At 65.4% G+C, this 20,086-nt stretch carries 20 protein-coding genes and 1 tRNA gene; 13 read left to right on the forward strand and 8 right to left on the reverse strand.

Annotation, left to right across the window (positions count from 1 at the left end):
• From rsfS to I8N54_RS18200, 3 genes are all read right to left on the reverse strand, one after another.
• Complete coding sequence (gene rsfS, locus I8N54_RS18190) at window positions 1-402, reverse strand: ribosome silencing factor (RefSeq protein WP_140195275.1); 402 nt, start codon at window positions 400-402, stop codon at window positions 1-3.
• Between the two features lie 141 nt (window positions 403-543).
• Window positions 544-1,035, reverse strand: a complete 492-nt coding sequence (locus I8N54_RS18195) for a hypothetical protein (RefSeq protein ID WP_140195273.1) — start codon at window positions 1,033-1,035, stop codon at window positions 544-546.
• The gene (locus I8N54_RS18200) at window positions 1,032-2,519 is read right to left on the reverse strand and encodes a YadA-like family protein (RefSeq protein ID WP_197097580.1); all 1,488 of its coding nucleotides are present in this window, start codon (window positions 2,517-2,519) and stop codon (window positions 1,032-1,034) included. The genes I8N54_RS18195 and I8N54_RS18200 overlap by 4 nt, the downstream gene beginning before the upstream one ends.
• Before the next feature lie 308 nt (window positions 2,520-2,827).
• Here I8N54_RS18200 and I8N54_RS18205 point away from each other — a divergent pair, with 308 nt between their 5' ends.
• Complete coding sequence (locus I8N54_RS18205) at window positions 2,828-4,342, forward strand: ATP-binding cassette domain-containing protein (protein ID WP_140195269.1); 1,515 nt, start codon at window positions 2,828-2,830, stop codon at window positions 4,340-4,342.
• Window positions 4,343-4,344: 2 nt separating this feature from the next.
• On the opposite strand, the gene I8N54_RS18210 is transcribed toward I8N54_RS18205, so the two are convergent.
• Together I8N54_RS18210 and I8N54_RS18215 are read right to left on the reverse strand one after the other, a co-directional pair.
• Entirely contained in the window at window positions 4,345-5,115 is a 771-nt protein-coding gene (locus tag I8N54_RS18210) for a hypothetical protein (RefSeq protein WP_140195267.1), read from the reverse strand.
• 74 nt (window positions 5,116-5,189) lie between these two features.
• Window positions 5,190-6,482, reverse strand: coding sequence for a mechanosensitive ion channel family protein (locus I8N54_RS18215; RefSeq protein WP_140195746.1), 1,293 nt, complete (start codon window positions 6,480-6,482; stop codon window positions 5,190-5,192).
• A gap of 132 nt (window positions 6,483-6,614) precedes the next feature.
• Between I8N54_RS18215 and I8N54_RS18220 the strand changes: the two genes are divergently transcribed.
• The 5 genes from I8N54_RS18220 (at window position 6,615) to I8N54_RS18240 (ending at window position 11,629) form a co-directional block, all read left to right on the forward strand.
• Window positions 6,615-7,115, forward strand: a complete 501-nt coding sequence (locus tag I8N54_RS18220) for a GNAT family N-acetyltransferase (protein WP_140195265.1) — start codon at window positions 6,615-6,617, stop codon at window positions 7,113-7,115.
• A gap of 186 nt (window positions 7,116-7,301) precedes the next feature.
• A complete protein-coding gene (gene leuC / locus I8N54_RS18225) occupies window positions 7,302-8,723 on the forward strand; it encodes a 3-isopropylmalate dehydratase large subunit (RefSeq protein WP_140195263.1) in 1,422 nt (473 codons plus the stop codon).
• Window positions 8,724-8,765: 42 nt separating this feature from the next.
• The gene (leuD, locus tag I8N54_RS18230; RefSeq protein WP_140195261.1) at window positions 8,766-9,371 is read left to right on the forward strand and encodes a 3-isopropylmalate dehydratase small subunit; all 606 of its coding nucleotides are present in this window, start codon (window positions 8,766-8,768) and stop codon (window positions 9,369-9,371) included.
• Between the two features lie 354 nt (window positions 9,372-9,725).
• On the forward strand, window positions 9,726-10,565 hold the full coding sequence (locus I8N54_RS18235) for a hypothetical protein (protein WP_140195259.1): 840 nt from the start codon (window positions 9,726-9,728) through the stop codon (window positions 10,563-10,565).
• Window positions 10,566-10,582: 17 nt separating this feature from the next.
• On the forward strand, window positions 10,583-11,629 hold the full coding sequence (locus tag I8N54_RS18240) for an endonuclease/exonuclease/phosphatase family protein (RefSeq protein ID WP_331459718.1): 1,047 nt from the start codon (window positions 10,583-10,585) through the stop codon (window positions 11,627-11,629).
• 54 nt (window positions 11,630-11,683) lie between these two features.
• On the opposite strand, the gene I8N54_RS18245 is transcribed toward I8N54_RS18240, so the two are convergent.
• Window positions 11,684-12,577, reverse strand: a complete 894-nt coding sequence (locus I8N54_RS18245) for a Rossmann-fold NAD(P)-binding domain-containing protein (RefSeq protein ID WP_140195257.1) — start codon at window positions 12,575-12,577, stop codon at window positions 11,684-11,686.
• A 93-nt stretch (window positions 12,578-12,670) separates the two neighbouring features.
• On the opposite strand from I8N54_RS18245, the gene I8N54_RS18250 reads away from it, so the two are divergent.
• The 4 genes from I8N54_RS18250 to I8N54_RS18265 all read left to right on the forward strand — a co-directional run bounded on the left by I8N54_RS18250 (window position 12,671) and on the right by I8N54_RS18265 (window position 15,888).
• On the forward strand, window positions 12,671-13,564 hold the full coding sequence (locus tag I8N54_RS18250; protein WP_140195255.1) for a LysR family transcriptional regulator: 894 nt from the start codon (window positions 12,671-12,673) through the stop codon (window positions 13,562-13,564).
• Window positions 13,565-13,647: 83 nt separating this feature from the next.
• Window positions 13,648-14,748 (forward strand): 3-isopropylmalate dehydrogenase, encoded by a 1,101-nt coding sequence (gene leuB, locus I8N54_RS18255; protein WP_140195253.1) that lies wholly within the window; start codon window positions 13,648-13,650, stop codon window positions 14,746-14,748.
• 65 nt (window positions 14,749-14,813) lie between these two features.
• Window positions 14,814-15,767, forward strand: a complete 954-nt coding sequence (locus tag I8N54_RS18260) for a DMT family transporter (protein WP_140195251.1) — start codon at window positions 14,814-14,816, stop codon at window positions 15,765-15,767.
• A gap of 44 nt (window positions 15,768-15,811) precedes the next feature.
• Window positions 15,812-15,888 (forward strand) — tRNA-Pro (locus I8N54_RS18265).
• A 101-nt stretch (window positions 15,889-15,989) separates the two neighbouring features.
• Here the strand turns inward: I8N54_RS18265 and I8N54_RS18270 are convergent.
• Together I8N54_RS18270 and I8N54_RS18275 are read right to left on the reverse strand one after the other, a co-directional pair.
• Window positions 15,990-16,544: a cytochrome b gene (locus tag I8N54_RS18270; RefSeq protein ID WP_140195249.1), complete on the reverse strand. Its 555-nt coding sequence runs from the start codon at window positions 16,542-16,544 to the stop codon at window positions 15,990-15,992.
• Window positions 16,545-16,850: 306 nt separating this feature from the next.
• On the reverse strand, window positions 16,851-17,741 hold the full coding sequence (locus tag I8N54_RS18275; protein ID WP_140195740.1) for a LysR substrate-binding domain-containing protein: 891 nt from the start codon (window positions 17,739-17,741) through the stop codon (window positions 16,851-16,853).
• A 97-nt stretch (window positions 17,742-17,838) separates the two neighbouring features.
• Here I8N54_RS18275 and I8N54_RS18280 point away from each other — a divergent pair, with 97 nt between their 5' ends.
• The 3 genes from I8N54_RS18280 to I8N54_RS18290 all read left to right on the forward strand — a co-directional run bounded on the left by I8N54_RS18280 (window position 17,839) and on the right by I8N54_RS18290 (window position 20,024).
• Window positions 17,839-18,159, forward strand: coding sequence for a nuclear transport factor 2 family protein (locus tag I8N54_RS18280; RefSeq protein WP_140195247.1), 321 nt, complete (start codon window positions 17,839-17,841; stop codon window positions 18,157-18,159).
• 168 nt (window positions 18,160-18,327) lie between these two features.
• Window positions 18,328-18,960 (forward strand): cupin domain-containing protein, encoded by a 633-nt coding sequence (locus tag I8N54_RS18285; protein ID WP_140195245.1) that lies wholly within the window; start codon window positions 18,328-18,330, stop codon window positions 18,958-18,960.
• The gene (locus I8N54_RS18290) at window positions 18,960-20,024 is read left to right on the forward strand and encodes a Gfo/Idh/MocA family protein (protein WP_140195243.1); all 1,065 of its coding nucleotides are present in this window, start codon (window positions 18,960-18,962) and stop codon (window positions 20,022-20,024) included. Before I8N54_RS18285 ends, I8N54_RS18290 begins: the two co-directional genes overlap by 1 nt.
• Window positions 20,025-20,086 lie beyond the last annotated feature (62 nt).

Below are 20,086 nucleotides of genomic sequence, written 5' to 3' on the forward strand. Positions count from 1 at the left end.
CTAGTTGCCGGTAACCGTGGACCGCCCGGCGGGCGCCCACATCTTCTCCAGTTGGTAGAACTCACGCACTTCGGGGCGGAAGACATGGACGATCACGTCGCCCGTGTCGATTAGCACCCAGTCGCCGCTCTCCTTGCCTTCGACCTTGCTGTGGACACCCTGGTCCTGCTTCAGCCGGTCTGTCAGCTTCTCGGCGATCGACGCGACCTGGCGGCTGGACCGGCCCGTGGCGATCACCATCCAGTCGCCCATTTCGGAGCGACCGCGAAGGTCGATCTTCACGACGTCTTCGGCCTTGTCGTCATCCAGAGAAGAAAGGATCGCCGCGAGGATCGAGTCGCTCGTCGGCTGTGAACGCGCAGTCTTCACGCCTGCGCTTTCAGGAGCGGCTGTCGCCGCCATTGCAGTGAAAGACAGATCATTGTCCTCCGTTGGCATTGCGCCTGGACAGCCCCGGCGCCGGGCACGCCATCAATGTAGCAGCCGGAAGGTCTCATTTCAATCTGGGGGCGAAAGACGGTCCGAACGCGGTGCCCCGCCCGCTCAGTCGGCGTCGTCCTCGATCGGCTCGAACGTGCCGACAGACATGCCCGACATCCACCAGCGGTTCTCCTCGAGCCGGAACAGAAGGTCGAAACTGACGTGTTCAGGCTGAAGCGGGAAGTAGCCGGTGAGCTGAAGCTCCCGGTTCTCGTTGCCGAGCTCCGCCTTCAGGATCACCGGGTCGATGGCAAGCGTCTGAAGGAGGTCGATCCCCGTCTGCCGCAGTGGCGCGAGCGCGGCCGCGACCTCGGTCGGGTCGTTGTCGGCCCCGAAGGACGGCGCGGCGTAGTCCCGCAGCACCGTGTAGTTGCCGGTGACGTTGCCGTGATTGATCGCCGTCATCAGGTCGCGAACGAGCGCTTCGGCGAAGCTGCGCTCGATGGTGAGGTCGTCCTGTTGGGCCAGCGCGGGCGTTGCGCCGAGGCCCAACAGCACGAAGGCCGCCGCGCATGCGCGCAGCGGCCTCCGCGTTATGATTCCGGTGATGCTCACCAGTTGTAGGACACGCCGAGCCGGCCACCGACGTCACCCGAGTCGGACCCGAAAGTCATGCCGGCGTCGAACTGGGTATTGGCGTCCATGCGGTAGGCTCCCGAAATCGCGAATGCGGTCGAGCCGCCGTACATCCCGAGACCGGACGACACGGCGAACTGGCTGTCCACCGGAACATAGGGCGCATCGAGGGCCATGGCCATGGCGATGCCTTCCCGGTTGCGATCGATGTCGTCGGCGAGGTCGTCCATGCCGCGCGACAGGCTCGCGATGTCGGACGGACCGTAGCTCGACGTGGCGAGGTTGCCCGCGCGGTCGGAAGTCACGAAGTTGGTCGACCCGCTCTGTGCTGCACGGCTGGCGGACGAAGCGATGCCCGGTGCCGTGTAGGTGTTGCGCGAGTTACCCAGCGTGAACTGGTTCGCCCGCGTCGCGGTGGCGCCGTTACCGATCGCGGCGGAGTTGGTCGCCGTCGCGCTGGCGAGGTTACCGAAGGACAGCGATTCGCGGCCCGATGCCGTCGCGCCTTCACCGACTGCGGTGGAGCGGACGCCCGACGCGGTGGCGAGGTGACCGAAGGCCTGCGCACGCTCGGCCGTCGCGGCGGACTGCCAGCCGATGGCGGTCGCACCCGGACCCATCGCCATGCTCTCACCACCCACGGACGTGGTGGACGGACCAGTGGCGGCGGCCGCGTCACCGATGGCGAGCGCGTCGATACCGTTGGCCGCGGCGAGGTTGCCGATGGCCGTGGAGTTGTCGGAGGACGCGGTCGCGGCCTCACCCACGGCAAGCGAACGCACACCGGATGCGGTGGCGAGGTGACCGAACGCCTGCGCGCGTTCCGCCGTGGCAGCGGACTGCCAGCCGATGGCGGTCGAGCCGGGGCCGTTCGTCACGGATTCGCCGCCGATGGAAGTGGTCGAGGGACCGGTTGCCGAAGCACCCGCACCCAGCGCGATGGCATCGATGCCGTCGGCACTTGCGCCGGCACCTGCGTCGGCCACGCCGTCACCGTCGGAATCGTTATTGCCGCCGATCGCGATCGCACCCAGCTGCGAGGCGGAGGAATCCTCACCGATGGCGATGGATTCAGCGCCCGAAGCGGAGGACTGGTGGCCCAGCGCGTTCGAGAAGGCGCCGGTCGCCATGGACTGCCAGCCGAGCGCGGTGTTGCCGGGTTGGTTCGCGACGCTTTCGCCACCGATGGCCGTCGTCGAGTTGCCGGTCGCGGTCGCGCCGTTGCCGTCCTCGTCGCCACCGATCGCCACGGCATCCACGCCATTGGCGGAAGAGTTGTTACCGACCGCAACGGAGCTGTCGCCCGGCGCTTCCGAGTTCGGACCAAGCGCAACGGCGTTCGAGCCGGTCGCGCTGCCGCCACCGTCGCCATACGCCTGCGCAAACGCCCCGCCCGCGGTCACGCCGAGGGCAAGCACGGCTGCGCCTGAACGGAGGGCGATCAGGTTTTTCCTGGTAATCATATGAGGGGAACTCCCGTTGGATTTATTGCAGTCAGTGCCGCAGACACGACCCCCACGGAAGAAAGTTGCACCCGGGTAATGTTTTCTTGCCTGCTGGACCGGCGGCGCGAGAGCGGCTAGCATCTTTAGATCAGACAGGAGGCGGCCACATGCAGTTTCGCATGGACCCACATCGCACTCGCGGACCTGTCCCTGCCCTGCGGATCCGTTCGCAGGGCTGACGGGACAGACAAGCGCTCTTCCCGGTCAGCCCGGGTCGTCCCGCACGGGACGGCTACCCCGTACCTGACTGACTGCATGAGACCGCGATGTCCCTACTGACCCTGAAATCCCTGTCCCTGACCCTTGGCGCACCGCTGTTCGCCAACCTCGACCTGACGCTGAACGCCTCTGACCGGCTCGGCCTCGTCGCCGCCAACGGGCGCGGCAAATCCTCGCTGCTTCGGTTGATCGCGGAGGGTGGCGAGCCGACCTCTGGCGAGATCACCACTGCCCGCGGCCTGAAGACCGCTCTGCTGGAACAGGATGTGCCCGAAGGCCTGCTCGCCGGCACCGTCCGAGAGGCAGCCTGCGCCCGGCTCGACCCCGAGACGCTGGATTACGAGAGCTGGCGCGCGGAGATCGCGCTCGACGACATGGGCGTCCCGGAGGAGATGCGCGACAGGCCGCTCGGGTCGTTGTCGGGGGGCTGGCAGCGGCTCGTGATGCTCGCCGGGGCCGCCGTGGTCGAGCCGGACCTGCTCCTCCTCGACGAGCCGACCAACCACCTCGACCTCGCGCGGATCGGCCAGCTCGAGGCGTGGATGGCGACGCGTCCGAAGGGGATGGCCGTCATCGTCACCAGTCACGACCGCGCATTCCTGGACGCCGTGACGACCCGAACGCTGTTCCTGCGCCCCGAGGCGAGCCGCGACTTCGCGCTGCCATACACGCCCGCCCGCGCCGCTTTGGAAGAAGCCGACGCCGCGGACGAACGCCAGCATGCGGGCGAGATGAAGCGCGCCAAGCAGCTGCGAAAGCAGGCCGCCAAGCTGAAGAACGTCGGGATCAATTCCGGCTCGGATCTTCTGACGGTGAAGAGCAAGCAGCTCCGCGAGCGGGCGGAGAAGATGGAGGATGCCGCCCGGCCGGCCCATCGCGAAGCCTCTGCCGGTGCGATCCGGCTCGACAGCAGCGGCACCCATGCACGGGCCCTCGTGTCTTTCGAGGCGGGTGAGATCACGACTCCCGACGGGCGCGTGCTCTACAAGATGCCGAAGGCGTGGATCGAGCCGGGCGACCGGGTGGTCCTGCTGGGTCCCAACGGCGCGGGGAAGTCCCGCCTGATCGAGGCGGTGCGCGCCGCCGTACGGGGCGAGGGGCCGGGCATCCGGACTGCCGCCACCCTGCTGCCGGGGGAGATGGGGCAGTCGCTGGACCAACTCGCGGCGTTCCGCACCCCGATGGATGCCGTGACGCGAACGTCGAGCGCAGGAGACGCGCGAGCGCGCGCCGCGCTGGCCGGGGCGGGCATCGCCATCGACCTGCAAACCGCGCCGATGAGCTCGCTCTCCGGCGGGCAGCGGTCGCGGCTGGCGCTGCTGCTTCTCCGGCTTACAGGACCGAACTTCTACCTGCTGGACGAACCGACCAACCACCTCGACATCGAGGGGCAGGATGCGTTGCAGGACGAGTTGCTTGCGCAGGACGCGGGCTGCCTGCTCGTCAGCCACGACCGCGCCTTCGTGCGGGCCGTGGCGACGCGGACGTGGTCCATCGAAGCCGGGAAGCTGGTCGAGCGTGACGATCCCGGACCGGTGCTCGAGGCACTGGCCCGGGGGTAGGCTCAGCTACCGGGGATCAGGCTACCAAGGGCGCGATTTTCAAAAGTCGCGCCCCGCTCCGCCCCGAAGTCGTAGCGGGCGCCGAGCGCGAGGAACGCCTCTTCGCCGCTGTAGCCGCCGATCGAGCCACCGCCCTGTCCGTACTGGCCGGAGAAGGTGATCGCGCCAAAGTCGTACTCGGCGCCGATCGCCGTCCGGTCGAGCTCCAGCCCTCCACCGAAATCGCCATAGGCAGTTTCCAAGGTAAGGCGAATACTCGGGCGGACGCTGAACGCGGCCATCACGCCGGCGATGTCGCCATCGGTATCTTCGTATTCGCCGGTGGCATAGAAGGCCTCGACCTCGCCCCGACCGAATTCCAGGCCGCCCTCGATCCCGTAGAAATCGACGCCGTCGCCCTCGACCTCTTCGCGGCCAGTGTAGACCCCGAACGAGGCGACATCGTTGATGTGATAGATGCCGTGCAGGATAACACTGCTGCCGTCGAGATCGGAAAACCCGTAGTTGTGGAAGGCGAGATCGCCCTGCACCGCGAAGCTGCGGCCGAAGCCGACTTCGACCGCGCCGGACAGGGTGCGCCGATCGAACCGCCGCCCGTCGTAGTCGTCATATTCGGGATCGCCCGGGGAAAACCCGTCCGCCTCTGCGTCATAGGGCGTGTCGAAGCGCGAATAGGTAAGTTCTACCGAGCCCCCGTTCAGTTGCTGCGCGACTGCCGGGTTGGACGACAGGAGTACGGTGGCCAGTACGGCCCCGATCCAGGGTTGTTTCATGACTGCTCCGCCTTTTGGGTCGATGCACCGGTTGATCCGGCACTTGTGGATTATTTTAAGCGACCCACGGCAGCTCAGTCCAATGCTTTCGTGGAAAGCTCCGACCCCTCAAGCACCCGCACTTCGCGCTGCGGGAACGGAATGGAGATACCGTTCTCCTGAAAAGCATCCCACAGGGCGAGGTAGACATTGCCGCGGATGTTGGTCAGCCCGCCGCGCGGATCGTCGATCCAGAACCGCAGGATGTAGTCGACCGAGGAATCTCCGAAGCCGACGATGTGGCAGACCGGAGCGCGGCTGACGAGGACGCGCTCGACCCCCTGCGCCGCTTCGACCGCGATGCGCCGGACAAGGTGAGGATCGTCGCCGTAGGCGGTGCCGAAATAGATGTCGAGCCGGACGAAGTCGTTTGCGTGGGACCAGTTCACCACCTGCCCGGTGATGAGGTCCTCGTTCGGGATCAGGTACTCTTTACCATCTCGCGTCGTGATCGACACGTAGCGCGCACCGAGCGTGGTGATCCAGCCGAAGGTCTCTCCGAGTGATATGACGTCCCCCGGCTTGATCGACTTGTCGAGCAGCAGGATCACGCCCGAGACGAGGTTCGACACAACCTTTTGCAGACCGAAGCCGAGCCCGACACCGATCGCACCCGACAGCACCGCAAGCCCGGTGAGATCGACCCCGACCGTCTTGAGCCCGACGAAGAAGGCCGCGCCGTAAAGCACCGTCTGCAGTGCCTTGGTGGCGAGCACCTGCATGGAGGGGCTGATGTCCTCGTTCGACTGGATGCGAACCGAGCTCTGCGTCGCAAGGAAGCGGGCAATGATGAAGAGCACGCCGATGATGAGGCACGCCTGCAAGACGATCAGCAGCGAGATCCGGGTCGACCCGAGCTCGAACGCCACGCCGTCGAGCAGACTGGCGAATTCTTCCGTCAGTCCGAGGATGCGAAGCGTGATCCAGACCCATGCGCCGTAGCGGACAACCGTCCTCAGGACAGGGTTCTGGATCAGCCGCGTCGTCAGCGCCACGATCAGCCAGGCGAGTGCGAGGTTCGCCACGATGCCGAGGATGTAGGACCGCGAGGGCCAAGTGACCTCGCGCATGATCCAGACGACGATCCAGATCAGGGTCACGAAGAAGATCATCCGCAGTCGGCGCTGCACGACGACCATCACGCGCAACCGCCACTTCGGCCAGCCTTCCCGCGTGTGCATCCAGTGCCGGATACGCGGTGCGAGCGCGATGTTCAGAAGATGGGCCGCGAACAGAAGCGCGAGCACGATCAGGATCTGATACGCGTTCCAGGGGCGCAACAGCGATCCGAGGAAGACCAGCGTCTGCGACCATAGCCCCGCGATCATCTGTATGAATGTGTCGAACTGGTCGCTGATGGGACGGCCTCCCTGCCCTGCCACTGCGTTGAATCATACGTCGCCCGCGGGTCTCGGCAAGCGTGGCTTGCGAGGTCCCCGCACGGGCGTTACCGGGATGGCATGTCACCGCCACGCATTTCGCTGCTGCGCCAGCCCGACCTTCCCGAGGCGGCACGGCTCGTGGCCCTGACGCTTCGGGTCTCCAACCAACCGGACTATGGCGCCGCGAATGTCGAACGGGTTGCGAGCAACTTCCGGGTCGTGCCGCTGTCCCGGCGGTTGCGGCGCGTCTCCCACTTCGGAGCCTGGGAGCGGCGGCGCCTCGTGGGCATGGTGTCTCTGGCGCCTGACGGCGGCGTCGGTGCGTTCTTCGTGCATCCTGCCCGACAGGGGTGCGGGCTGGGCCATCGGCTCCTGTCGACGGTGATCAGGGAAGCGAAGGGCGCTGGCATCCCCGCCTTGACGCTGCGGTCCTCGCTGGCGGCGGAGCGGTTCTACCTCGCTCATGGCTTCGTGGCCGGAGACGATATCTGGCACGGCGACGAACGGACGATCGCGATGCGGCTCGACCTCGCCCCTGCGGCGCTCAAGCCGGCGCGCGCCCGGGCTCGACTCTCTTGAATGAGTCCGAAGACAGGCGTATGTGACCGAGCCATGAAACGCATCTTCGATATGGACGACCGTGCGCGCCTTCCCTGGCGCTTCTACGGTGCGACTCTCTCGATCCTCGCCCGGCTATGAGCCGTCGCGCACGTGTCTGTGCGCCGCGAACCGTTTCACTATTCATGCCAGCTACGGAGAGGACCGATGTCCCCCAAGACGCTCTATGACAAGATCTGGGATGCCCACCTGGCCCACGAGGCCGAAGACGGCACGTCCCTGCTCTATATCGACCGCCACCTCGTCCACGAGGTCACCAGCCCACAGGCCTTCGAAGGTCTGCGCATGGCCAACCGCACCGTTCGGGCCCCCGGCAAGACCATCGCGGTGCCGGACCACAACGTGCCGACAACCGCCGACCGGGTGAACGGGATCACCAACGAGGAATCCCGTATTCAGGTCGACGCGCTCGACAAAAACGCCAAGGACTTCGGGATCAACTACTATCCCGTGTCCGACATCCGGCAGGGCATCGTCCACATCGTCGGACCCGAGCAGGGCTGGACCCTGCCAGGCATGACCGTCGTCTGCGGCGACAGCCACACCGCGACCCACGGGGCCTTCGGTGCGCTCGCTCACGGGATCGGCACGTCGGAGGTCGAGCACGTGCTCGCCACGCAGACCCTGATCCAGAAGAAGTCCAAGAACATGAAGGTCGAGATCACCGGGCAGCTCGCGCCCGGCGTCACGGCCAAGGACATCACCCTGTCCGTCATCGGTCGCACCGGCACAGCCGGCGGCACCGGCTACGTCATCGAATATTGCGGCGAAGCGATCCGCTCCCTGTCGATGGAAGGCCGGATGACCGTCTGCAACATGGCGATCGAAGGCGGCGCGCGCGCCGGCCTGATCGCGCCGGACGAGACGACGTTCGAGTACGTGAAAGGCCGCCCCCACGCCCCGAAGGGCGCGCAGTGGGACGCGGCGATGGCCTGGTGGAAGACGCTGTTCTCCGACGAGGACGCGCACTGGGACAAGGTCGTCACGATCCGTGGCGAGGACATCGCGCCGGTCGTCACCTGGGGCACCTCGCCCGAGGACGTCCTGCCGATCACCGCGACCGTCCCCGCGCCCGAGGACTTCCAGGGCGGCAAGGTCGCAGGTGCCAAGCGCGCGCTTGAGTACATGGGCCTGAAGCCCGGCACGCCGCTTTCGGAGATCGAGATCGACACGGTCTTCATCGGGTCCTGCACCAACGGCCGGATCGAGGATCTGCGCGCCGCGGCCGCGATCCTCAAGGGCAAGAAGGTGAAGGACGGGCTCCGTGCGATGGTCGTGCCGGGCTCCGGCCTCGTCCGCGCCCAGGCCGAGGAAGAGGGCCTCGCCCAGATCTTCCAAGACGCCGGGTTCGAATGGCGTCTGGCGGGCTGCTCCATGTGCCTCGCGATGAACCCCGACCAGCTCGCACCGGGCGAGCGATGCGCCGCGACCTCGAACCGCAACTTCGAGGGGCGGCAGGGCCGTGGCGGCCGGACGCACCTCATGTCGCCGCAGATGGCGGCCGCAGCGGCGATCACCGGTCGCCTGACCGACGTGCGCGACATGATGAAGGAGCCGGAGCCTGCGTAGGATGGGTTCGAAACCCATCCTACCTTCCCAAGGACAGAGACCATGGAAAAATTCGAGACCTTGACCGGCATCGCCGCCCCGCTCCCCATCATCAATGTCGACACCGACATGATCATCCCCAAGCAATTCCTGAAGACGATCAAGCGCTCCGGCCTTGGCGTGAACCTCTTCGACGAGATGCGCTATGACGACGACGGCAAGGAAGTGCCCGATTTCGTGCTGAACCAGCCCGCCTACCGTGACGCGGAGATCCTCGTCGCCGGCGACAACTTCGGCTGCGGCTCGTCGCGCGAGCATGCGCCGTGGGCAATCAAGGATTTCGGCATCCGCTGCGTCATCGCGCCCAGCTTCGCCGACATCTTCTTCAACAACTGCTTCAAGAACGGCATCCTGCCGATCCCGCTCCCGCAGGAGCAGGTCGACATCCTGATGAAGGACGCCGAAAAGGGCGCCAACGCCCGGATGACCGTCGACCTCGAGAAGCAGGAGATCACGACCTCCGACGGCCAGATCATCAAGTTCGAAGTCGACAGCTTCCGGAAGCACTGCCTCCTGAACGGCCTCGACGATATCGGCCTGACGATGGAGAAGGCCGCGGCGATCGATTCTTTCGAAGCCGAGGCGGCGCAATCGCGTCCGTGGGTCTGAGAGAGCCCAAGTTTCCCGATTAGAGACAATTGTCACTATTTGGGGTCGGGTGTCCAAGGCGACATATTTGGAGGGAGGGGCCGCTATATATTGTAGTGGCCCCTTTCTTCATTGCCGCATTTCGGCCCCGAATTAACCCTGTCACTGAGCAGATCCGAAAAGGTTGCAGTTCCGCACCAGTAGCGCCCCAAAAGCGCCAGCTTTGAAATGCCATATATTCCAGACTCTTGATGGGCGAACTGGATGTGGGCAAAACTATGGCAAGATTGAGGCGACCGGCCATGATTGGCCGGCAACAAACTGGAACAAGCGCGCGGCAACGTATCGTGTGCGACCGGGTTGGGGTTTAGAGCAGTGATTCCACGGCTCACAGGTGCGCTTGTCCGCGCGGTGATGGTTGTGTTGCTGATTGCAACGCCCTCTGCGCTGCTGCCCGGCACCCACGCGGAGACGACCCAGATCGTCGCGCTGGTCTCGCTCCTCGCCGCCATCTTCACACTCATCGAATACAACTCGCACTATCCGAGCCTCGTCGAATTCCGGGAAGCGCCGCCGTTCAACCGGCTCCGCTTCTTCGCCCTGTTCGCCGGTGTCTTCCTGCTGTCCGTAATCGCACGCGGACAGGTCTATCCCACGACGATCACCGACTTCTTCACCGTCATCGGACGGCGGGTCGGCGACGTGATCGACTTCCCCTACTCCCCGGTCCGCCTCGTCGTGCTGATGATGCCGGACGAGGCGAGCCGGGCGCTCATCGACTCGGTCCGCACGGCGGCCGGGCTGAGCTACCTGATCTCCATCCTGTCGCTGTCGATCTTCGTCCTGATCCTGCGCCTGCACCACTGGCCGGCCCGTCATGGCGGCTTCAATGTCTGGGTCAACCTGCCGACCTTCGACCCGACCGCAGGCGGTGACGTCGTGGAGCGGCTCAACAGAGACGCGCAAGTTAACCTGATATTGGGATTCCTTCTGCCATTCATGATCCCGGCAATCGTGAAACTGGCGTCGGATCTGCTGAACCCCATCAGCCTCGAGAATCCGCACACGCTGATCTGGATGGTGACAGCATGGGCGTTCCTTCCCGCGTCCCTTTTCATGCGCGGCATCGCGCTGAGCCGGGTCGCACAGATGGTGTCGAACCAGCGCCGCCGCGCCTACGCGGCCGCGCAGGAAGAAGGCATGGCCACCGCCTGATCCTGCTGCTTCTGCTGTTGTGGCCGTTCTCGGCTTCTGCCGACAGCATCCGTCTTGCCGTGTTCGCCGCGCCACTGTCGCGCGATGGCCCCGGTCTTCTTCTTCGCGACATTCTCGATCAGGATCCGCAGGCCGCTGGAGCCGCCCGGATCGTGGCGGAGGCCTCGCCCGACATCCTGTTGCTGACCGACTTCGATTACGATTCAGGACTCGCCGCCCTCTCCGCGTTCGCAGAAGTCGCTGGCGGGTTTGAACATGGGTTCGCCCTGCTGCCGAATGCCGGGATGGCCACGGATCTGGACCTCGACGGCGACGGCCGGGTCGATGCGCGGGATGCCCAGGGGTACGGACGGTTTGCCGGGGATGGTGGTCTGGCAATCCTGTCCCGCTGGCCCATCGACCGCAGCCGGGTGCAGGATTTCTCGGCCCTGCTCTGGCGCGACCTCCCCGGCGCGACGCTTCCGCAGGTTGGTGAAGATCCGTTTCCGTCCGAAGCGGCGCAGACGATCCAGCGCCTGTCCTCCACCGGCCACTGGGTCGTCTCGATAGAGGTGCCGGGCGGGCTGCTTCATCTACTGGTTCACAGCGCGACTCCACCAGTCTTCGACGGACCCGAGGACCGGAATGGTCTCAGGAATCGCGACGAACTCCGACTCTGGACGCATTTCCTGGACGGTGCGCTTGGCCCTCCACCAGGAGATCGCTTCGTGATCATGGCGAACACCAACCTCGACCCCGAAAATGGCGATGGCCGGAGAGAGGCGATGCAATCCATGCTTTCGGATCCCCGGCTGCAAGACCCCCGGCCGCGCAGTGCGGGCGGCGCAGCACTGGCTGATCCGGACCATGCCGGCGACCCGGCGCTCGACACGGCGGACTGGGATGACGACGGCGCGGGCAACCTTCGCGTTGTTTACATCATGCCGTCCCGCGACATGACGGTCCTGAATTCCGAAGTGCGATGGTCTCCGCCCGGAACGCCCGAGGCCGCAGTAGAGGCCGTCGCCGGCCCCCACCGACTTGTTCTCATGGATGTGGAGGTCAGCCCTGACATGACAAACTGACCTCCCGTTGCGCGTCGGATGCGCGGCGCGATAAGTCCTGCGCCAACCGTCAACTCACGCGAAAGTCGCCTTCGCCTTCGAGCTCATGACAGCATCCGGCAGCAGGCTGCGCAGCATGGTGTCCTGCGGCGTCGGCTCGAAGTCGGGCAGCAGCTCGTTGAACAGCCTGTCGTCGAGGCGGTGATCCGTTTCGAACAGGTATCGCATCTCGTTCATCTCGCGAGCGAATTCCCAGAACGGTGAGGCGACCCGAAATATCCACCACGGGAACCCGACGATGCGGAGGCTTCGGCCGGTCAACCGCTGCAGCGCATCGCGGAATTGCCGGGTCGTGAAGGGATGTCCCGGAAAGGGCACATCGACGAAGGCGGGAAGCGTCGCGCGCTTGCGGGCCAGCTGCTCTGCCGCACGCGCCCAGTCGGGGAGGTAGCAGTAGGGCTGCATCACATCCGGACCGCCCGGGCTGGTGATGGTGCCCCGCTTGAACCCGCGCAGCAGGACCAGACCCGCAGCGTCGTCATCCCGATCGGGGTCGAGGAAATTGCCTGCCCGCAGGATGATCGTCTGCACGCCGGAAGCCCGGTAGCTCGCCTCCATCTCCACACGAATCTTGCCCTTCTTCGCGACCGGTCGATGTGGGGTATGCTCCGACCAGACACCCGGGCGGTTGCCGAAGTTGTAGACGTTGCCGGGAATGATAACCGTCGCGCCGGAGGCATGCGCCGCTGCTATGACCTCCGCCGTGATCTGCGGGACGAGGCGATCCCACGCGTGGTAGCTCGGCGGGTTCATGGCGTTGACGATGACATCCACGCCGGACGCGGCGGCGGTCATGTCGGTCCCGCGCGTGAAACGGCGAACGGTCCATCCCGCTGTTTCGAAGGCCCGGGCCGCGTGCGAGCCGACCTTGCCGGACGCACCGAGGATGAGGGCAGTTCCAATTGTCATATCGAACTCCATCGCTGATGACTTGCTCACATCTGGTCGATACATCGCCCTAAAGGAATTGCATGGAATCGGTGGTCAGCTATTCATTATTGAATGGCACTGCCCGGCGATCTCGATTGGACCTTGTTGCGCACCTTCCTTGCCGTGGGCGAGGCGGGCAGCCTGTCGGAAGCGGCACGTCGGCTAGGGTCCAGTCAGCCGACCGTCGGTCGCCAGATCAGGACGCTCGAGGATCAGGTCGGCTCGGAGTTGTTTCATCGGCAATCACGCGGGCTCGTCCTGACGGAAGCCGGCGCCGCGCTTATCGGTCCGGCGCGCAGGATGGGAGACGCCTCTCGCGAGATCGCCCTGAGTGCCGCCGGTCGGGAGGCCCGTCTCGCCGGGCCGGTTCGGATCACGGCCTCGCACGCGATCAGCTACTATCACCTCGGCCCGATCCTCGCGCGGTTCCGGGTTGCAGAGCCCGACATCTCGATCGATCTCGTGCCGTCGGACGCGCCCTCCAACCTGCTGTTTCGAGAGGCAGACATCGCCGTCCGGATGTTCCGGCCGACGCAGCTGGACCTCGTCACCCGGCACATCGGCGATGTGGAGCTGTCGGCCTTCGCCGCCAAGAGCTACGTCGCGCGGCGCGGCCTGCCCGAGTCCCAGCGCGACATGCTCGACCACGACTTCGTCGGGTTCGACCGTAATCCACAGATCATCGAAGGCTTCATCGCGGCCGGTCTCAAGGTCGATCGGGACTTTTTCGCCACGCGGGTCGACGACAACCTCGCCAACTGGGCGATGACGCGGGGCGGCTGCGGCATCGGCTTCCAGCAGGCGAAGGTCGGACGGGCCGACCCGGAGGTCGTCGAGGTCAAGCTCGACTTCCCGCTGCCGACCCTGCCGATCTGGCTCACCGCGCACGAGGCGATGCGCGGCACGCCCCGGATCCGGCGCACGTGGGACGCGCTGGCGGAGGGCCTCGCGGCCGTCGTTCGCTGACGCCCGGGACCCGCTCTGCCCTTGAACCTGCCCCGGGGTCGGGCTACCGCAACGCCGACGCGATCAGACACAGGACCGGACCCATGGCGAACCCTTCCCTGCTCATTCTCCCCGGCGACGGCATCGGCCCCGAAGTCATGACCGAGGTGCGCAAGGTCATCGACTGGTACGGCACGCAAGGCTTCCCCTTCGACGTGAGCGAGGACCTCGTCGGCGGGGCCGCCTATGACGCTCATGGCGCCCCGCTGTCGGACGAGACGATGGAGAAGGCCCAACAGGTCGATGCCGTGCTGCTCGGCGCCGTCGGAGGTCCCAAGTACGACACGCTCGACTTCTCGGTGAAGCCGGAGCGGGGCCTGCTGCGCCTCCGCAAGGAGATGGACCTGTTCGCGAACCTCCGTCCGGCACAATGTTTCGACGCGCTGGCCGACTTTTCCTCGCTGAAGAAGGACGTTGTTGCCGGGCTCGACATCATGATCGTGCGCGAGCTGACCTCCGGTGTCTATTTCGGCGAGCCGCGCGGCATCATCACCGAGAACAACGAGCGCGTGGGCATCAACACCCAGCGCTACACCGAGTCCGAGATCGACCGCGTCGCGCGGTCGGCGTTCGACCTGGCCATGAAGCGGGGCAAGAAGCTCTGTTCGATGGAAAAGGCCAACGTCATGGAGTCGGGCATCCTGTGGCGCGACGTCGTGACCGAAGTCGGCAAGGATTATCCCGAGGTCGAGCTGACGCACATGTATGCCGACGCCGGCGCCATGCAGCTGACCCGCTGGCCGAAGCAGTTCGACGTGATCGTCACCGACAACCTGTTCGGCGACCTCTTGTCCGACCTCGCCGCGATGCTGACCGGCTCTCTCGGGATGCTGCCCTCCGCTTCGCTCGGCCTGCCGATGGCCAACGGTCGCCCCAAGGCGATGTATGAGCCAGTGCACGGCTCCGCACCCGACATCGCGGGCCAGGGCAAGGCGAACCCGATCGCCTGCATCCTCTCCTTCGCGATGGCGCTGCGCTACAGCTTCGACCTCGGCACGCAGGCCGATCAGCTGGAAGCCGCCGTCGAGAAAGTGCTCGCCGACGGGCTGCGAACCGCCGATCTGCTGGGCGAAGAAGGGCGCGACCCGGTCAGCACCTCCGAGATGGGGGATGCAATCGTCGCCGCGCTCGAGGACAGTATTTGACGTTCCTGCCAAGCTGACCGATCAAAGGGGCGAAGCCGCCCCGTCGGCCGCCTGAAAGGTCTTACATGTCCCCCAATGTCCGCGGCGCCCTGCTTGCGCTGATCGCCTTCGGTATTTTTTCGACCAGCGACGTGATCGTGAAGACGCTCGGCGCGTACTACGCGCCGGTGCAGCTCGTGTTCTTCTCGACGTTGCTTGGCTTCCCGCTCGCCACGATGATGCTGATGCGCGACCCGACGCCGGGGACGCTGAAGCCGGCGAACCCCTGGTGGATCGCTGCGCGCGTCGTCGCGACGGTCTTTACCGGGCTCTGCGGGTTCTATGCCTTCTCGGCACTGCCGCTGGCGCAGACCTACGCGATCATCTTCGCCTCGCCCCTGCTTATCACGGTCCTGTCGATCCCGATTCTGGGCGAAAAGGTCCGCATGCGCCGCTGGGCGGCCGTCATCGTCGGCCTGATCGGTGTCGCGGTCGTTCTGCGCCCCGGCTCTGCCGAGCTCGGCCTCGGGCACCTCGCTGCGCTTGGCGCGGCCACCGGCAACGCGGTCGCCTCGATCATCGCCCGCAAGATCGGCACGCAGGAACGGACCGTCGTGATGGCGATCTATCCCTTGATGGGGAACTTCCTGTTCATGGGAGCCGGCCTCGCCTTCTTCTACGAGCCGATGGCGGGCGCGCACTTCGGTCTGGTGGCGCTGATGTCCACGATGGGCTTCATCGCGAGCGTTCTCGTGGTCATGGCCTACAGCACCGGAGAGGCCACTGTGGTTGCCCCGATGCAATATTCCCAGATCATCTGGGCCACCTTCTACGGCTACATCTTCTTCAGCGAGACCATCGACTTCTACACGGCCCTCGGCGCCGCGATCATCATCGCCAGCGGCCTCTACATCGTATTCCGCGAGAGCCGGGCGTCGGAAAATACCCCGGTCCTCAGATCGCGCAGCCGACCGTCGCTCGCGCTCTTCCGTGTCGGCGCATGGGTCCGGCTCGAGCGATCCCGCCAGCAGGCAAAATGATCCTTGCAAACCGGCCGTGGTGGGGCTAGTGCACCCGCCACGGTCGGAGTGTAGCTCAGCCTGGTAGAGCACTGTCTTCGGGAGGCAGGGGTCGGAGGTTCGAATCCTCTCACTCCGACCAATAAATCCAGGCATTCGGTAGTTTCTGAAACGAAAGTTCGAGGTTCTTGAACCTCGGATTAGCGTTCTCTTGGCATTCCGAAGCAGCCCCCCCGGCGCGTGTCACGAGGATGCACCCCGGCCGGGCCACATGCTGGCGAAGACGCCATCCTTCAGCACGACCGCATGAAACAGCGCTGCGCCGATGTGCATCAGGACCAAGGGGATCAGCGCGAAACGCGTGATGGCGTGGATCGACTTGGCCGTCTCCGCCAGCGCTTCGTTAGCGGGGACGAGGGGCGGGACGCCGAGACGGTCCAGAAACTCGATCGGGAAATCGCCCGCGACCACCCGGACATAGCCCGACAGCGCCATCACCAGCAGCGCGGCATAGAGGAGCCAGTGCGTCGCGACCGCGACACGCTGCTGCAGCGGCGGGACGCTGTCTGGCAGTGGCGGTGGCGGGTTGGCGAGGCGATAGGCCAGCCGGACCAGCACGAGGATCAGGATCAGGACGCCGACGTGCTTGTGGTAGATGAACAGTGCGTCCTGAAGGCCCCGGCCGATCCCGTCCTGCACCATGACAAGGCCAGCCGGGATCGTCGACACAACCAGAAGCGCGACGATCCAGTGCAGCGCCTTGGCGGGGCCACGGTAACTGCGCATCCGGTCAGACATCGGTGGACCCCTTTTTCGTTGATCTTGGGAAAGCCTGCGCCATCGGCTGGTGCCAAGTCAAAGACCACGGGCGTGTCATGGCGATTTTGCTTTGGCGGAGGGGCAGTCGGCACGTTTGCAGCACGACTTCCGAAACTTAAGCACCATTCGCCATTGCCGCGATGGGCCGGATCGAACAAGTCGGACCGCCTGCGGACATCCGCGCGAAGCCGGCCAGCGAGTTCGTGCGGGAACTTACGGCAGTCTAGGCTCTACGGTGCACTATTGGTCGCCCGGCAGGCCTGGGCGACCTACCCGGCTCGGGACTCAACGATTGCCGCGACGGACCAGGTCCAGGAACGCCGAGAACCCGGCCGACGGATTGCGACGTCCGGGATAATAGAGGCTGAACCCGGGCCGCTGCGGCGTCCAGTCCTCAAGGAGGCGGATCAGCCGGCCCTCGGCGAGGTCCGCGGCAACATCCTGTTCGATGAAATACCCGATCCCGGTCCCTGCCAGTACTGCGGATCGGGCGATAGCAGGCTCGTCGATGGTCAGGCGGCCCCTGGCGTCGATCAGGACGACGTCGCCGTTTTTCTCGAACTGCCATCGGTACAGGGCACCGTCAGGCAGGCGTACCCGGATGCACGCGTCCACGGGCAGGTCCGCCGGGCTCCTCGGGGTCGCGTTGTGTGTCAGCCATTCGGGAGAGGCCACAACCGCATGTCGCTGCGGCACGCCGATTGGCAGGGCGATCATGTCCCGGGGCACGAGGTCGGCGGATCGAAGGCCAAGATCGAAGCCCTCGGCCACGATATCCACCAGCCGCCCTTCGGTGACGACATCGACCTGCATTTCGGGATACCGGCCGAGGAATTCGACCACCAACGGCGCAAGCGCACGCCCTCCCTGAACGGAGGCATTGATGCGCAGCACACCCGCCGGTGTTTCGCGTTGAGAGCGCGCGGACTCCAGCGCGGCGCCGATCTCCGAAAGCGCGGGAGTGATCGCCTCGACAAACTCGCGGCCCGCGTCGGTCAGGGACACGCTACGAGTGGTTCGGTTGAACAGCCGAACGCCAAGGTCACTCTCGAGTCGTCCGACAGCGTGTGACAGCGCCGAAGTCGACATCTCGAGCTCCCGCGCGGCGACCCGGAACGAACCGTGCCGCGCGACGGCCAGAACCGCCTTGAGACTTCTGAGCCCGGTATTTGTCATTGTCCTGTTTTTGTCATCGTCAGATGCCATTTTATCCCGATTATCAGGACACATGTCGATTTCTATCTGTTGGGCAGTCAACAAGAGGATGACATGAATGAACCTGCCAGCCCCGATTCAAACCTACTTCGCGGCCCGACCTCCGGGCGATTCATCGAAACTTGCGGCGGCCTTCGCTCCTGACGCCGTCGTTCAGGACGAGGGGCAAACATTGCATAGCCCCGGACAGATCGCACCCTGGTGGGAAGCCGCGAAGCAGAAGTACGACCATACCGCCGAGCCGCTAGAGATGGCTGAGGACGCAGGCACCACGATCGTCCGCGCCAGGGTCACCGGCAATTTCCCGGGTAGTCCGGCCGTGCTCACGTTCCGCTTCACACTGGACGGGGAACGGATCTCAAGATTGGCGATCGGTTGACCCTGCAAGGTCGATGGGCGCGCTGAAGTGTGACGGCGAACCGCAGTTTACCGCGCGCCCATCGACCGCCAGGAAATTTTGAAACACCCCAAAGAAAACCTTTGCCTTGGCTCTGTCCTTCCCTCCCGCTCCTGTGCAAATGTCGCTCAACGGAAAGAGGGAGGAGACATGCCGCGCATCCTGCGTGAAACCGGGGCGTTCCCGGACTGGTGCCAGTTGAGCGCCTTCGAAATTCTGCACCCCGACAGTGCCGGCACACGGCTGCAGCCAAAGGCGGCGCGCGAGCGGATCGTCGCGGTGACGGGTGGAATAAACGTCCGCTTCGGGACGGAAGGGACGGTCCTGTCACCGGGCCAGTTTCTCGACCTCCCGCCCGACCTGGATGACATCGAGATCGCCGCGCTGACCGACGGCGCCTGCGCCGTCCGGCTTTCGGGGACGTGGAGCGGACCGTTGGGGGGCTGCGGCGTGTTTCGGGCGGCCGATACCGACTCGCCCTCCGACAAGGGCGACCCGGTCGACTACGAGAAGACCACGAACATCGACAGCCATTACCACGACTGCGACGAATACTGGATCGTGGTCGAGGGGCGCGGAACCGTCGTCGTCGACGGCGAAGCCGCCGAAATGGGGCCCGGCGATTGCCTTTGCATCGGCATGGGCCATCACCACGACATGTCGCGGGCGCCGGAGCCGGTCACCGCAGTCTATTTCGAGACCAGCCTCGAGCGGCAGCAGCGCATCGGGCATCTCTGGGAACATACGCACGGGGCCGCCGAGCCGGCCGAGGGGAGAGATTGATGACCAAGCGAGTCATTCACGTGGGCGTGGGCAGCTTTGGCCGCCGCTGGTGCAGCGAGTTCCTGACCCGCAACATCGCGGACGGCACGATCGAAGTCGTCGCCATCGCAGATGTCGACGCGGAGGCAGTCGCGCTTGGCCAGAAGACGCTCGGCCTGCCCGACAGCGCCTGCCACACCTCGATCGAGGAAGCCTTCGCCACGCACGAGGCGGACTTCTGCACCATCGTCGTGCCGCCGGAATTCCACGAGGCGGTGGTCGACGTCGCCATCGCGCACGGCGTCGACATCCTGTGTGAAAAGCCGATCGCCGCCACGATGGAAGCCTCGGTGCGCATCGCACGCAAGGTGCGCGAGGCGGGGCGCAAGATGGCCGTCACGATGAGCCACCGTTTCGATCAGGACAAGACGACGCTGCGGCAGGTCATCCGGTCCGGCAAGCTCGGCAAGGTCAGCCAGGTGAGCTGCCGCTACTTCTCGGACATGCGCGGGCACATGGAATGGGGCGCCCTGTTCCGGCACACGATGCAGGACCCGCTGTTGATCGAGGGCGCGGTACACCACCTCGATCTGGTCGCGGACTTCGCAGGCGCGAAGTGCAAGACGCTGTTCGCCACCACGTGGAAGCCCGACTGGGCCGAATATGCCGGGGACACCGACGGGATCGTCACGATGGTGTTCGAGAACGGCGTGCGCGGCGTCTACGAAGGCTCATCAAGCTCTGCCACCGGCCTGAACGACTGGACGATGGAATACGTCCGGGTCGAGTGCGAGAACGGCACGGCGATCCTGAACAACCGCGAGATCGAGGTCTTTACCCGACAGGACATCTTCCACCAGCGCTACCGCGAAGGCATGGGCCAGAAGCTGCCCCTGCTTCAGCAGCCGAAATGGCTGAACACCTGGCTGATCGAGAAGTTCTGCAACTGGCTCGACGGCGGGCCGGAGATGGAAACGATCGTCGAGAAGAACGTGCAGGCCAGCGCCCTGATCTTCGCCTCGATCGAGAGCGTTCGCACCAATAGCGCTATCGAAGTGCAGGACTACGTCGGAAGCTTCTCGTAAAGCCGTCTGCCTGACGCGTTCGGGCCGGTGTCACGACAGGCACCGGCCCGAACCCTGATCCA

Origin of the sequence: Pelagovum pacificum (genome assembly GCF_016134045.1) — a bacterium.
GTDB lineage: Bacteria > Pseudomonadota > Alphaproteobacteria > Rhodobacterales > Rhodobacteraceae > Oceanicola > Oceanicola pacificus_A.

What these genes read in the sequence shown, in the direction of transcription:
- I8N54_RS18200 (WP_197097580.1), bottom strand. Translation starts at nt 2,519, where the DNA reads ATGATTACCAGGAAAAACCTGATCGCCCTCCGTTCAGGCGCAGCCGTG.
- leuD (WP_140195261.1), top strand. Translation starts at nt 8,766, where the DNA reads ATGGAAAAATTCGAGACCTTGACCGGCATCGCCGCCCCGCTCCCCATC.
- I8N54_RS18260 (WP_140195251.1), top strand. Translation starts at nt 14,814, where the DNA reads ATGTCCCCCAATGTCCGCGGCGCCCTGCTTGCGCTGATCGCCTTCGGT.
- I8N54_RS18290 (WP_140195243.1), top strand. Translation starts at nt 18,960, where the DNA reads ATGACCAAGCGAGTCATTCACGTGGGCGTGGGCAGCTTTGGCCGCCGC.
- I8N54_RS18275 (WP_140195740.1), bottom strand. Translation starts at nt 17,741, where the DNA reads ATGACAAATACCGGGCTCAGAAGTCTCAAGGCGGTTCTGGCCGTCGCG.
- leuC (WP_140195263.1), top strand. Translation starts at nt 7,302, where the DNA reads ATGTCCCCCAAGACGCTCTATGACAAGATCTGGGATGCCCACCTGGCC.
- leuB (WP_140195253.1), top strand. Translation starts at nt 13,648, where the DNA reads ATGGCGAACCCTTCCCTGCTCATTCTCCCCGGCGACGGCATCGGCCCC.
- I8N54_RS18210 (WP_140195267.1), bottom strand. Translation starts at nt 5,115, where the DNA reads ATGAAACAACCCTGGATCGGGGCCGTACTGGCCACCGTACTCCTGTCG.
- I8N54_RS18205 (WP_140195269.1), top strand. Translation starts at nt 2,828, where the DNA reads ATGTCCCTACTGACCCTGAAATCCCTGTCCCTGACCCTTGGCGCACCG.
- I8N54_RS18250 (WP_140195255.1), top strand. Translation starts at nt 12,671, where the DNA reads ATGGCACTGCCCGGCGATCTCGATTGGACCTTGTTGCGCACCTTCCTT.
- I8N54_RS18220 (WP_140195265.1), top strand. Translation starts at nt 6,615, where the DNA reads ATGTCACCGCCACGCATTTCGCTGCTGCGCCAGCCCGACCTTCCCGAG.
- I8N54_RS18215 (WP_140195746.1), bottom strand. Translation starts at nt 6,482, where the DNA reads ATGATCGCGGGGCTATGGTCGCAGACGCTGGTCTTCCTCGGATCGCTG.
- I8N54_RS18285 (WP_140195245.1), top strand. Translation starts at nt 18,328, where the DNA reads ATGCCGCGCATCCTGCGTGAAACCGGGGCGTTCCCGGACTGGTGCCAG.
- rsfS (WP_140195275.1), bottom strand. Translation starts at nt 402, where the DNA reads ATGGCGGCGACAGCCGCTCCTGAAAGCGCAGGCGTGAAGACTGCGCGT.
- I8N54_RS18280 (WP_140195247.1), top strand. Translation starts at nt 17,839, where the DNA reads ATGAACCTGCCAGCCCCGATTCAAACCTACTTCGCGGCCCGACCTCCG.
- I8N54_RS18270 (WP_140195249.1), bottom strand. Translation starts at nt 16,544, where the DNA reads ATGTCTGACCGGATGCGCAGTTACCGTGGCCCCGCCAAGGCGCTGCAC.
- I8N54_RS18245 (WP_140195257.1), bottom strand. Translation starts at nt 12,577, where the DNA reads ATGACAATTGGAACTGCCCTCATCCTCGGTGCGTCCGGCAAGGTCGGC.